This is a genomic window from Amycolatopsis sp. DSM 110486 (assembly GCF_019468465.1).
GTDB lineage: Bacteria > Actinomycetota > Actinomycetes > Mycobacteriales > Pseudonocardiaceae > Amycolatopsis.
The window spans coordinates 10,592,501-10,604,563 of record NZ_CP080519.1 but is presented as its reverse complement, the minus strand read 5'-3'; the positions used below and the strand labels follow the sequence as shown (position 1 = coordinate 10,604,563).

Sequence of the window (12,063 nt, the reverse complement as noted above, 5' to 3'; positions counted from 1 at the left end):
TCCGCCGCGAGTGGCGACCCGGCTGCGTGCCCCGGTACCTGCGCCGAGTACCCGCCTCGGCGGCTCGGCTTCCGGTCGTCCTGTCGGCTCCTGTTCCGTGCTTGGTCCTCCCTTCGTCCGGTCGTGGGTTGCTGTCAGGTCAGGTTCTTCACAGCCTCCCGTGTGGACAGTGGTGACAGCCCCGGGTGGTCGCGCACAAAGGAGCGCACCCAGTCCGGATCCGTTTTCGCCTGGTCGCGCAACGCCCAGCCGATTCCTTTCCTCAGAAAGAAATCCGGGTCAGCGCTGTTGGCTTCGATCGCCGTCGTCAAAAGGGTGCGGTCGACGTCCGTTTTCGCCGACACCTGGCAGATGACCGAGGTGCGGCGCCGCCAGCGGTCGGGGTCGGTGGCCCAGCGCAGCAGCACCGGCGTGACTTCCGCGCGGTACTCCCGCAGGATCGGCCCGACGCGGCGGATCGCGACCTCGTCGACGAAGTCCCACCACGCACCGTCCACGATGAGCTCCTCGTAGAGGCCGAGCAGGTCCGGGTCCTGCCACCGCCGGTACGCGCGGTGACCCGACAGGTCGATCGCCGCGTAGCGCTCTTCGCGGAATTCCGCGTCGCGCCACAGGGCCAGCACGGTCGTTGAAAAACTCACCCGATCGGGCAGAACGTGGGCGGCGAGGACCTCTTTCATGAGCGCGGCGCGCCCCGGTTTGGCCACCCCGCGATACGGCATCGCCGACTTCATGTAGGCCTGCATGGCGGGCGCTTTCCCCGGGTCCGACCGGGCGGCGAGTCCGGTTCGGACAGCCGAGATCAACGCCTTGTCCACACCCATCCGCGGTCACCTCCACCGCGCCGGCCACCGGCGGGCGACGGCTGGCGCAACTCGTGTCGTGCGAGGAGATTGTTCCGGGTTGTCGGTAGTTTCGACCAATTCGGGTAACCCGCGAGCGAAGAGGGCCACCGTGAAGAAAATCCTTGCTGTCCTGGCCGCCGCGGGTGTCGCGGTCGGGACGATGGCCGCCGCGCCGGCGGCCACAGCTGTGCCGGGGGCGGCGAAGCCGGGCTACACCCCGCCGTCGATCAGCTGGGGGCCGTGCCAGACCACGAGCCTGAAGAACGCCGGTGCCGAGTGCGGGTTCCTCGTGGTCCCGATGGACTACGCGAAGCCCTCCGGCACCAAGGTGCAGGTCGCCGTGTCGCGGATCAAGCACAAGTCCGCGCAGGACCAGGGCGTGATGCTGGTCAACCCCGGCGGCCCCGGCGGTTCCGGGCTCGGGCTCTCGGTACTCGGTCAGTACGTGCCGCACGGCGCCGGTGAGAGCTACGACTGGATCGGCTTCGACCCGCGCGGCGTCGGCTCCAGCAAGCCGGCCGTGACGTGCGATGGCGGCTACTTCTCCTACGACCGCCCGCCGTACGTGCCTTCGACGCCGCAGCTCGAGCGCACCTGGCTCGCCAAGGCCAAGGGCTATGCGAAGGCGTGTGCGAAGAACGGCGCGATCCTCGACCACATCAAGACCACCGACGTCGCGCAGGACATGGACAGCCTCCGCCTCGCGCTGGGGGAGAAGCAGATCAACTACTACGGCTTCTCCTACGGCACTTACCTCGGCCAGGTCTACAGCACGCTGTACCCGAAGAACGTGCGCCGCATGGTGCTCGACGGCAACGTCGACCCGGGCAAGGTCTGGTACGAGGCCAACTTGGACCAGGACGTGGCCTTCGACCGCAACATCAAGATCTACTTCGGCTGGCTCGCGAAGTACGACAGCGTCTACCACCTCGGCAAGACCGAGGCCGCGGTGGAGAAGCTCTGGTACGACCAGCAGAAGAAGCTCGACCGCTCCGCCGCCGGCGGCGTGATCGGCGGCGACGAGTGGACCGACGTCTTCCTGCAGGCCGGCTACTACGTGTTCGGCTGGGAGGACCTGGCCAAGGCGTTCGACGGCTGGGTGCACCGCGGCGACTGGCAGACGCTCAAGAAGCTCTACGACAGCTCCAACCCGCCCGGTGACGACAACGGGTACGCCGTGTACAGCGCCGTCCAGTGCACCGACGTGCAGTGGCCGGCCGGCTGGAACCGCTGGCGCCTCGACAACTGGACGACCTACTTCCGCGCTCCGTTCGAGACCTGGGGCAACGCGTGGTTCAACGCGCCCTGCCGCGACTGGCCCGCCAAGGTCGGCAAACCGGTGAAGGTCGACGGCGGCAAGGTCGGCGGGGTGTTGCTCATCAGCGAGGAGCTCGACGCGGCGACGCCGTACGCGGGCAGCCTCGCCGTGCGCAAGCTGTTCCCGAAGTCGAGCCTGATCAGCGCCCCCGGCGGCACCACGCACGCCGGCTCGCTGTCCGGCGTCGCCTGCGTGGACGACAAGGTCGCCGACTACCTCGCGACCGGCGCGCTGCCGAAGCGCACCTCGGGCAACCACTCCGACGCGCAGTGCGACCCGGTGCCACCGCCGGTCCCGGCGGCCGCGGACGCGCAGCAGAAGAGCGAGGCACCAGAGCCGGCCCAGGCTCAGGCCAAAACGGGCGCGCTGTCGCACTTCTGATCCCTTCCTCCCGGTGCCCCGGTCCGGTCCGCCGGACCGGGGCACCCTCCGTCTGTGCTCCGGTACTGATCCGTGCCCTTCCACCGATCCCCCTCGCTCGCTGTTCGTGATCGCTCGAGGACGCTACGACAGAGGTCCGACAATTTCGGAGCGCAGCCGCCCGGGCACGGGCCGTGAGCGGATTCTGTCGGGGGTGGGCGCTACCTTCGCCGCCATGACGATCATCGAAGAGCATCGGACCGAGGTCCGGGCCGGAAACGTCCAGTATCAGATCGCCGTCGTCGCCCGCCCGGGCGAGACGGCCGAGCAGCGCCGCGTCACGGTCACCGTGGGCGGCGAAGGGCCCGACGGAGAGTCCGTCGTGCACGGCAGGCTCGACCTCGACACCACCGTGGTCGCCGCGGTGGCCGACCTCCTGGCCGGCAGCCTCCACGCGTTCGCAGGCGGGCCGCGCCGAAGATCGGGCGAACGGCCCGCGCAGCAAGGGAAACCGTGGAGCGCCGAGCTCGACGCGGAGCTGGAGTCCGCGTGGCTCGCGGGCGACACGGTCGCCGAGCTGGCCCGCCGGTTCGAGCGCACGGCGGGTGGTATCCGCTCCCGCCTGCCGCGCGTGGGCTGCGATCCGGAACGGCCGGGGCACCACCTGCCCGCGCCGCCGAGCCTGCGCGAGTCCGCCGAGGGGGAGGAATGAGCAGCCGTGCCCGCGGCCCTCGTGGCCGCGGGCACGGCCCCGGCGAGTCCACTCGAACGGGTGAAGCGCGAACAGTCCGGTCGCCGCGATGCCGGGAGCTGCGACAACGGTCGGACGACCGGGTCGGACGGCCTGGCTCCGGCTCGGCATGGCAGGAAACACACTTGGCCCAGCGGAATCCTGTTTGTTTGAGATTGCATGGTCGTGCATAATCATGCGTATGACGGTGAAGATCGCGGTGGCCGGCGCGAGCGGCTACGCGGGCGGTGAACTGTTGCGCCTGTTGCTGACCCATCCGGAAGTCGAGATCGGTGCGCTGACGGCGGCGAGCAGCGCGGGGACGCTGCTGGGCACGCACCAGCCGCACCTCGCGCCCCTGGCCGGGCGCGTGCTGGCCGAGACGACAGCGGAGACGCTGGCCGGCCACGACGTCGTGTTCCTCGCGTTGCCCCATGGCCACTCGGCCGAGGTCGCGGCGCAGCTCGGACCCGACGTGCTCGTGGTCGACCTCGCCGCCGACCACCGGCTGGCCGACCCGGCCGACTGGCAGCGCTGGTACGGCGGCGAGCACGCCGGGCAGTGGCCCTACGGCCTGCCCGAGCTGCCCGGCGCGCGCGAGAAGCTCGTGGGTACCAAGCGCGTCGCGGTCCCCGGCTGCTTCCCGACCGGCGGCTCGCTCGCCCTGGCCCCGGCTCTCGCCGCGGGCCTGGTCGAGCCCGACGTCACGGTCGTGGCAGTCACCGGCACGTCCGGCGCGGGCAAGAGCCTCAAGCCGAACCTGCTCGGGTCCGAGGTCATGGGATCCGCCAGCGCGTACGGCGTGGCGGGCAAGCACCGGCACACCCCCGAATTCGCCCAGAACCTCTCCGGCGTGGCGGGAAAGCCGGTGACCGTGTCCTTCACGCCCGTGCTCGCCCCGATGCCACGCGGCATCCTCACCACCGCGACGGCGCCGCTGATCGGCGACGTCGACGAGAACACCGTGCGCGAGGTGTACGAGAAGGCCTACGACGCCGAACCGTTCGTGCAGCTGCTGCCCGCGGGTATGTGGCCCGCGACGGCATCGACGCTCGGGTCGAACAACGTCCAGCTCCAGGTGGGCGTGGACGCCGACGCGGGCAGGCTGGTCGTGATCTGCTCGATCGACAACCTCACCAAGGGCACCGCGGGCGGTGCCGTCCAGTCGATGAACCTGGCGCTCGGATTCCCCGAGACCACCGGACTTTCCACCGTGGGAGTGGCACCGTGACCGTCACCGGCCCGAAGGGCTTCCGTGCCGCCGGCGTCGCCGCAGGCATCAAGGCCTCCGGCGCGCTCGACCTCACGCTCGTCGTGAACGACGGCCCGCTCGACGTCGCCGCGGGCGTGTTCACGCGCAACGTGATCAAGGCCGCGCCCGTGCTGTGGTCGCAGGAAGTCCTGAAGCAGCAGAAGCTCAAGGCGGTCGTGCTCAACTCGGGCGGCGCCAACGCGGCGACCGGCCCGGGCGGGTTCCAGGACACGCACGCGACCGCGGAGAAGGTCGCCGAGGTCCTCGACGTCGGTGCGATCGAGGTCGCGGTGTGCTCCACAGGCCTCATCGGCGAGCGGCTCCCGATGGCCGCGGTGCTGTCCGGTGTGGACAGTGCCGTGAAGGCGCTCGACGCGAGCGCCGAGGCGAGCCTGAACGCGGCGTCCGGCGTGATGACCACCGACACCAAGCCGAAGCAAGCGTTTGCGAAGCACGACGCCGGCTGGAGCGTCGGCGGCTTCGCCAAGGGTGCCGGCATGCTCGCGCCGAACCTGGCCACGATGCTGTCGGTTCTCACCACGGATGCCGTGGCGGACAAGGAAGTTCTCGACCGCGCCTTGCGCGCCGCCACACGCGTCACCTACGACCGGCTCGACGTCGACGGCGGCACGTCCACCAACGACACGGTGCTGGTGCTCGCGTCCGGCGCGAGCGGGGTCGAGCCGACGGAGGCCGAGCTCACCGAGCAGCTCACCGCCGTCGCCCACGACCTCGTGCTGCAGCTGCGCGCCGACTCCGAAGGCGCGACCAAGGACGTCGACGTCACGGTGCGCGGCGCCGCGTCCGAGGACGACGCCGTGGTGGTCGCCCGCACGATCGCCGAGGACAACCTCGTGAAGACGGCGCTGTTCGGCTCCGACCCCAACTGGGGCCGCATCGCCATGGCGCTCGGCCGCGCGCCCGCGCGCATCGACCCCGAGACGGTGTCGATCACGATCAACGGCGTCACGCTGTTCGCGTCCGGCACCACCGCCGCGGACCGCTCGGCCGCCGACTTGTCGGGGCGCGCCATCGAGATCGTCGTCGACCTGGGCGTCGGCTCGGCCGAGGCCACGATCTACACCACCGATCTGTCCCACGGCTACGTCGAAGAGAACAGCGCCTACTCCTCATGACCGGCACGGAGGACCTGATTTCCGCGGACGACAGGCTCGAGACGGCGGCCGAGAAGGCCGGGGTGCTCATCGAGGCGCTGCCGTGGCTGCAGCGGTTCCACGGCGCCACCGTGGTGGTGAAGTACGGCGGCAACGCCATGATCGACGACACCCTCAAGGCGGCATTCGCGCAGGACATGGTGTTCCTGCGTCTCGCCGGCCTGCGCCCCGTGGTCGTGCACGGCGGGGGACCACAGATCACCGCGATGCTCACCCGGCTCGGGGTCGAGGGCGAGTTCAAGGGCGGCCTGCGCGTGACCACGCCCGAGACGATGGACATCGTCCGCATGGTGCTGGTCGGGCAGGTCAGCCGCGAGCTGGTCGGCCTGATCAACGCCCACGGCCCGTACGCCGTCGGCATCTCCGGCGAGGACGCGCGCCTGTTCACCGCCGAGCGCAAACAGGCCACTGTGGACGGTGAACAGGTCGACATCGGCCTCGTCGGCGAGGTCGCCGCGGTGAACCCCGACGCGGTGCTCGACATCGTCAACGCCGGGCGCATCCCCGTGGTGTCCACGGTCGCGCCCGACATCGACGGCGTGGTGCACAACGTCAACGCCGACACCGCCGCGGGCGCGCTGGCCGCGGCGCTGGGCGCGGAGAAGCTCGTGGTGCTCACCGACGTGGAAGGCCTGTACGCCAACTGGCCCGACCGCTCGTCGCTGATCGACCGCATCCAGGTCGACCGCCTTGAGAAAATGCTGCCCGAGCTGGCCAGCGGCATGATCCCGAAAATGGAAGCCTGCGTGCGCGCGGTGCGCGGCGGCGTGCACCGCGCCCACGTGATCGACGGGCGCCTCGCCCACTCCGTGCTGCTGGAGGTCTTCACCTCCCGCGGCGTCGGCACGATGGTTTACCCCGAGCCCACCCTTTACCCGGAAAACACAGGAACGGAGCTCCCGTGACCACCCCGACCTCGAACGAGGCGAGCCGGCAGCACTGGCAGTCGGCCCTGATGGACAACTACGGCACCCCCGGGCTGACGCTTGTCCGCGGCGAGGGCGCGAGGGTGTGGGACGCCGAGGGCACCGAGTACCTCGACCTCGTCGGCGGCATCGCGGTCAACGCGCTCGGCCACGCCCACCCCGAGGTGGTGCGCGCCGTCTCCGAGCAGATCGCGACGCTGGGCCACACGTCGAACCTGTACGTGAACCCGGTCGCGCTGGAACTCGCCGAGGCGCTGCTCGACGTCGCGGGGCTGACCGGCCAGGCCAAGGTCCTGTTCGTGAACTCCGGCGCCGAGGCCAACGAAGCGGCATTGAAGATCAGCCGCCTGACCGGCCGCACCAAGGTCGTCGCGGCGGAGGGCGCGTTCCACGGCCGCACGATGGGGTCGCTGTCGCTCACCGGCCAGCCGGGCAAGCGCGAACCGTTCGCACCGCTGGTCCCCGGGGTCACACACGTGCCGTTCGGCGACGTCGAAGCGCTGCGCGCGGCCGTCGACACCGACACCGCCGCCGTGTTCCTCGAGCCGGTGCTCGGCGAAGCCGGCGTGATCCCCGCGCCCGACGGCTACCTGCAGGCGGCTCGCGAGATCACCAAGGCGACCGGCACGCTGCTCGTGCTCGACGAGGTGCAGACCGGCATCGGCCGGCTCGGCACCTGGTTCGCCTTCCAGCAGACGGGCATCGTCCCCGACCTCATCACGCTCGCGAAGGGCCTCGGCGGCGGGCTGCCGATCGGCGCCGTGATCGGCATCGGCCCGGCGGGCGAGCTGCTGAAGCCGGGCCAGCACGGCACCACGTTCGGCGGCAACCCGGTCTGCTGCGCTGCCGGGCTGGCCGTGCTGCGCACCATCGCGCGCGACAACCTGCTCGACCACGTTTCCTCGCTGGGCAAGGACATCGCGACCGGCGTCGAGGCACTCGGGCACCCGCTCGTCAGCGGTGTGCGCGGCGCCGGGCTGCTGCTCGGTATCACGCTGCGCGAGCCGGTGTCCGCGGCGGTCGCCAAGGCCGTGCAGGAAGCCGGCTACCTCGTCAACCCCGTGGCACCGGACACCATCCGGCTCGCCCCGCCGCTGGTGCTCGAGGCCGAGCAGGCCCAGGCCTTCCTGACCGCACTCCCGGACGCGCTCGACTCCACCACCACGAAGGATCCGAACTGATGCCTCGCCACTTCCTCCGCGACGACGACGTCAGCCCCGCCGAGCAGGCCGCGCTCCTGGACCTCGCCGATGCGCTGAAGGCCGACCCGCTCGGCAACAAGATCCTGGCCGGCAAGACGGTCACGGCGATCTTCGAGAAGAACTCCACCCGTACTCGCTTCTCGTTCGAGGTCGGCATCAGCCAGCTCGGCGGGCACCCGGTGATCGTCGACGGCCGGTCGATGCAGCTGGGCCGCGAGGAGACCATCGAGGACACCTCGCGCGTGCTGTCGCGTTACGTCGACGGCATCGTGTGGCGCACCTTCGCGCAGAAGCGCATCGACTCCATGGCGTCGGTCGCGTCGGTGCCGGTCGTCAACGCGCTCACCGACGAGTTCCACCCGTGCCAGGTCCTCACCGACCTCATGACCATCCGCGAGCGCAAAGGCAAGCTCGCCGGGCTGACACTGGTGTACCTCGGTGACGGCGCCAACAACATGGCCCACTCGCTGCTGCTCGGCGGCGTGACCGCGGGCATGCACGTGCGCGTCGTCTCGCCCGAGGGTTTCCAGCCCGACCAGCAGGTGATGCTCGACGCGAAGCACCGCGGTACCGAGACCGGCGGCAGCGCGGCCGTGTTCACCGACCCGCACGACGCCGTCGCGGGCGCCGACGTGCTGGTCACCGACACCTGGACGTCCATGGGCCAGGAGAACGACGGCCTCGACCGCATCGGCCCGTTCCGGGCGCTGCAGGTCAACGCCGAGCTCCTCAAGCGCGCGGCCGACGAGGCCATCGTGCTGCACTGCCTGCCCGCGCACCGCGGCTGGGAGATCACCGACGAGGTGCTCGACGGCCCGGCCAGCGCGGTGTGGGACGAGGCCGAGAACCGTCTGCACGCCCAGAAGGCGCTGCTGGTCTGGTTGTTCGAGCAGAGCGGGCGATGACCGGCAGCCGGGTCGGGCGCCAGGCTCGCATCACGGAGCTGGTGTCCACGATGGCCATCCGCAGCCAGACCGAGCTCGCCAAGCTGCTCGCGGCCGAGGGCATCGAGGTCACGCAGGCGACGTTGTCGCGCGACCTCGACGAGCTCGGTGCCGTGAAGCTGCGCGGCGCCGACTCGGGGGCGCCGGTCTACGTCATCCCCGAGGACGGCAGCCCGGTGCGCGGGGTGCAGGGTGGTACGTCGCGGTTGTCCCGGCTGCTCGCGGAACTGCTCGTTTCGGCCGACGCGTCCGGCAACCTCACCGTGCTGCGCACGCCGCCCGGCGCCGCGCAGTTCCTCGCGAGCGCCATCGACCGCGCCGCACTGGAGGAGGTCGTCGGCTCCATCGCCGGCGACGACACGGTCGCCGTCATCGCCCGCGAACCGTTGAGCGGCCGGGATCTCGCGGAACGGTTCACCGCGCTCGCCCGGCGCTCGGCAGAGGGCGAGGAGCTGTGACCACCGTCCTCGCCTACGCCGGTGGCCCCGCCGGCTCGGTCGCGCTGGCCCACCTCGCGCGCGAGACGGACGTGGTCACGGTCTCCGTCGACCTCGGCGCGGCCGACGTCGACCTCACGGCGCTGCGTGAGCGGGCCCTGGCGGCCGGTGCGGCGGAATCGATCGTGGTCGACGCGCGCGCCGAGTTCGCCAACGAGCACTGCCTGCCCGCCCTGCAGGCCAACGCGTTGCTGTACGACCGGTATCCGCTCGTGGGGTCCCTGGCTCGCCCGCTGATCGAGAAGCACGTGACCGCGATCGCCCGCGCGCACAACGCCGATGTCGTGTGGCCACGCGAACAGCGCGGAAAGCTGTGTCCCGACCGCACGCTCTGGGGCCGCGCCGTCGTGGTCAGCGACCCCGATCCGTGGCACGGACCCGGTGACGTCTTCGCCTACACCGAGGACGCCTCGGCCAACATCGACGCGCCCGACGAAGCCGTGATCACGTTCGACCGCGGGGTGCCCGTGGCCGTCGACGGCGAGACGGTGAGTGTGGCCGAGGCAGTGGTGCGGCTCGGGCACCGCGCCGGCGCCCACGGCGTCGGCCGGTTCGACCTCACCACCGACGGCTGTGACCTCGGGCGCGAGATCTACGAAGCCCCCGGCGCGTGGGTGCTGATCACCGCGCACCAGGAGCTGGAGAACCTGACACTGGACCGGGACCTGGCCCGGTTCAAGCGTTCGGTCGACCGGCGCTGGACCGAACTCGTCCACGACGGGCTCTGGTCCTCGCCGCTGCGCGAGCCGCTCGACGCGTTCGTGCGGCACAGCCAGGAGCACGTGTGCGGCGACGTCCGGCTGGTGTTCCACGGCGGCACCGCCGTCGTCACCGGGCGCCGCGGCGAAGAGCCCGCCGGACGCGGCAGGCACCTGCGCCCCGTCGGCCGGCGGTACCGTCCCCTGACCGGGCAGGAGCACCCGGACCACCCGACCCACCGGGCGTCGTGAGACGCCCGAGGCAGAAAGGCAGAACGTGAGCGCGAAAGACCAGCCGGTGGCCCTGTGGGGCGGCCGGTTCGCCAGCGGGCCGGCCGAGGCGATGGCGGCGCTGAGCGCCTCCACCCACTTCGACTGGCGCCTGGCGCCCTACGACATCGCCGGCTCACGGGCCCACGCCCGTGTGCTGCGCAAGGCGGGGCTGCTCACCGACGCGGAGCTGGCGGGCATGCTCGAGGCCCTCGACACGCTCGCGCAGGACGTGGCCTCGGGCGCGTTCACACCGACCGTGGCCGACGAAGACGTGCACACCGCCCTCGAACGCGGGCTGCTGGAGCGCGCGGGCACGGAGCTGGGCGGCAAGCTTCGGGCGGGCCGCTCGCGCAACGACCAGGTGGCCACGCTGTTCCGCATGTGGCTGCGCGACGCCGCGCGCCGCGTGGTCGCGGGCACCCTCGACGTGGTCGACGCCCTCGTTTCGCAGGCGCAGCGCCACCCCGAGGCCATCCTGCCCGGCCGTACGCACCTGCAGCACGCGCAGCCGGTCCTGCTCGCGCACCACCTGCTGGCCCATGGCCAGGCGCTGCTGCGCGACGTCTCCCGCCTGCGCGACTGGGACGCCCGCACCGCGGAGTCGCCGTACGGCTCGGGCGCGCTGGCCGGCTCGTCGCTCGGCCTCGACCCCGAGGCCGTGGCCACGGAGCTGGGCTTCGACACGAGCGTGGAGAACTCCATCGACGGCACCGCTTCACGCGACTTCGTGGCGGAGTTCGCGTTCGCCGTCGCGATGCTCTCGGTGAACTTGTCGCGGATCGCCGAAGAGGTGATCATCTGGAACACCGCCGAGTTCGGCTACGTGACCCTCGACGACGCGTGGGCCACCGGCAGCTCGATCATGCCGCAGAAGAAGAACCCCGACGTCGCGGAGCTCACGCGTGGCAAGGCCGGTCGGCTCATCGGCAACCTCACCGGACTGCTGGCGACGCTGAAGGCGCAGCCGCTCGCGTACAACCGCGACCTGCAGGAGGACAAGGAACCGGTGTTCGACTCGGTCGAGCAGCTGGAGCTCCTGTTCCCGGCGATCGCGGGCATGCTCGCCACCCTGACCTTCCACACCGATCGGCTGGCCGAGCTGGCCCCGGCCGGCTTCACGCTCGCCACGGACATCGCGGAGTGGCTGGTACGCCAGGGCGTGCCGTTCCGCGTGGCCCACGAGGCGGCGGGGGAGAGCGTGCGCGTGGCCGAGGGCCGCGGCGTCGGCCTCGACGAGCTGACCGACGAGGAGTTCCGCACCATCAACCCGGCCCTCACACCGGCGGTGCGCGAGGTGCTCACCGTCGAGGGGTCGGTGCGTTCGCGCAATGCCCGCGGCGGCACGGCGCCCGAGCGCGTCGCCGAGCAGCGCGAGCGCCTCGTGGACCGGGTGACGACCGTGCGGCAGTGGCTGAAGTAACGCGCCGGACCGGCCGGGGAGCATGAGCTTCCCGGCCGGACCGATCACCCGGGAGCCGCCGGTTAGGCTGGGGCGGAACGAGGGGAGCACGTGTGGACCGGTTGTTCCGGCGCGAGGAACTGGCACTGGACCCGGTCGACCTGGGGCACCTGCTGCTCGGCGCGGTCCTCGAGGCCGACGCGCCCGACGGCACCGTCGGCGTGCGGCTAGTGGAGGTCGAGGCCTACCGCGGCTTCGACGATCCGGCGTCGCACAGCTTCCGCGGCAAGACCCCGCGCAACGCCCTGATGTGGGGTCCGGCGGGGTATCTGTACGTGTACTTCGTCTACGGCATGCATTTCTGCGCCAACGTCATCAGCGGGGAAGACGACGAGCCCGGCGGGGTGCTCCTGCGCGCCGCCGAAGTAGTGCAGGGCGCGGACA

12 protein-coding genes (1 of these 12 running past the window's edge) are annotated in these 12,063 nt (G+C 71.3%); 11 read left to right on the top strand and 1 reads right to left on the bottom strand.

Annotation, left to right across the window (positions count from 1 at the left end):
- Nucleotides 1-134: 134 nt before the first annotated feature.
- A complete protein-coding gene (locus tag K1T34_RS51050; protein ID WP_220241955.1) occupies nucleotides 135-824 on the bottom strand; it encodes a DNA alkylation repair protein in 690 nt (229 codons plus the stop codon).
- Nucleotides 825-954: 130 nt separating this feature from the next.
- On the opposite strand from K1T34_RS51050, the gene K1T34_RS51045 reads away from it, so the two are divergent.
- The 11 genes from K1T34_RS51045 to K1T34_RS50995 all read left to right on the top strand — a co-directional run.
- Nucleotides 955-2,544 (top strand): alpha/beta hydrolase, encoded by a 1,590-nt coding sequence (locus tag K1T34_RS51045; RefSeq protein WP_220241954.1) that lies wholly within the window; start codon nucleotides 955-957, stop codon nucleotides 2,542-2,544.
- A gap of 214 nt (nucleotides 2,545-2,758) precedes the next feature.
- A complete protein-coding gene (locus K1T34_RS51040; protein ID WP_220241953.1) occupies nucleotides 2,759-3,235 on the top strand; it encodes a helix-turn-helix domain containing protein in 477 nt (158 codons plus the stop codon).
- A gap of 220 nt (nucleotides 3,236-3,455) precedes the next feature.
- A complete protein-coding gene (gene argC / locus K1T34_RS51035; RefSeq protein ID WP_220241952.1) occupies nucleotides 3,456-4,484 on the top strand; it encodes an N-acetyl-gamma-glutamyl-phosphate reductase in 1,029 nt (342 codons plus the stop codon).
- On the top strand, nucleotides 4,481-5,641 hold the full coding sequence (gene argJ / locus K1T34_RS51030) for a bifunctional glutamate N-acetyltransferase/amino-acid acetyltransferase ArgJ (protein WP_220241951.1): 1,161 nt from the start codon (nucleotides 4,481-4,483) through the stop codon (nucleotides 5,639-5,641). The genes argC and argJ overlap by 4 nt, the downstream gene beginning before the upstream one ends.
- Nucleotides 5,638-6,585: an acetylglutamate kinase gene (gene argB / locus K1T34_RS51025; RefSeq protein ID WP_220241950.1), complete on the top strand. Its 948-nt coding sequence runs from the start codon at nucleotides 5,638-5,640 to the stop codon at nucleotides 6,583-6,585. Before argJ ends, argB begins: the two co-directional genes overlap by 4 nt.
- The gene (locus tag K1T34_RS51020) at nucleotides 6,582-7,787 is read left to right on the top strand and encodes an acetylornithine transaminase (RefSeq protein WP_220241949.1); all 1,206 of its coding nucleotides are present in this window, start codon (nucleotides 6,582-6,584) and stop codon (nucleotides 7,785-7,787) included. Before argB ends, K1T34_RS51020 begins: the two co-directional genes overlap by 4 nt.
- Nucleotides 7,787-8,713: an ornithine carbamoyltransferase gene (gene argF, locus K1T34_RS51015; protein ID WP_220241948.1), complete on the top strand. Its 927-nt coding sequence runs from the start codon at nucleotides 7,787-7,789 to the stop codon at nucleotides 8,711-8,713. Before K1T34_RS51020 ends, argF begins: the two co-directional genes overlap by 1 nt.
- Nucleotides 8,710-9,210 carry an arginine repressor gene (locus tag K1T34_RS51010; protein ID WP_220241947.1) on the top strand — a complete coding sequence of 167 codons (501 nt, stop codon included), beginning with the start codon at nucleotides 8,710-8,712 and terminating at the stop codon, nucleotides 9,208-9,210. The genes argF and K1T34_RS51010 overlap by 4 nt, the downstream gene beginning before the upstream one ends.
- A complete protein-coding gene (locus K1T34_RS51005; RefSeq protein ID WP_220241946.1) occupies nucleotides 9,207-10,199 on the top strand; it encodes an argininosuccinate synthase domain-containing protein in 993 nt (330 codons plus the stop codon). The genes K1T34_RS51010 and K1T34_RS51005 overlap by 4 nt, the downstream gene beginning before the upstream one ends.
- A 25-nt stretch (nucleotides 10,200-10,224) precedes the next feature.
- Nucleotides 10,225-11,640, top strand: a complete 1,416-nt coding sequence (gene argH, locus K1T34_RS51000; protein ID WP_220241945.1) for an argininosuccinate lyase — start codon at nucleotides 10,225-10,227, stop codon at nucleotides 11,638-11,640.
- 92 nt (nucleotides 11,641-11,732) lie between these two features.
- A protein-coding gene (locus tag K1T34_RS50995; protein WP_220241944.1) for a DNA-3-methyladenine glycosylase crosses the window boundary here: on the top strand, nucleotides 11,733-12,063 show its 5' portion. The gene runs 299 nt beyond the window's last position; 331 of the gene's 630 nt are visible here — the first part of the coding sequence; the start codon lies at nucleotides 11,733-11,735; its stop codon lies beyond the right edge, outside the window.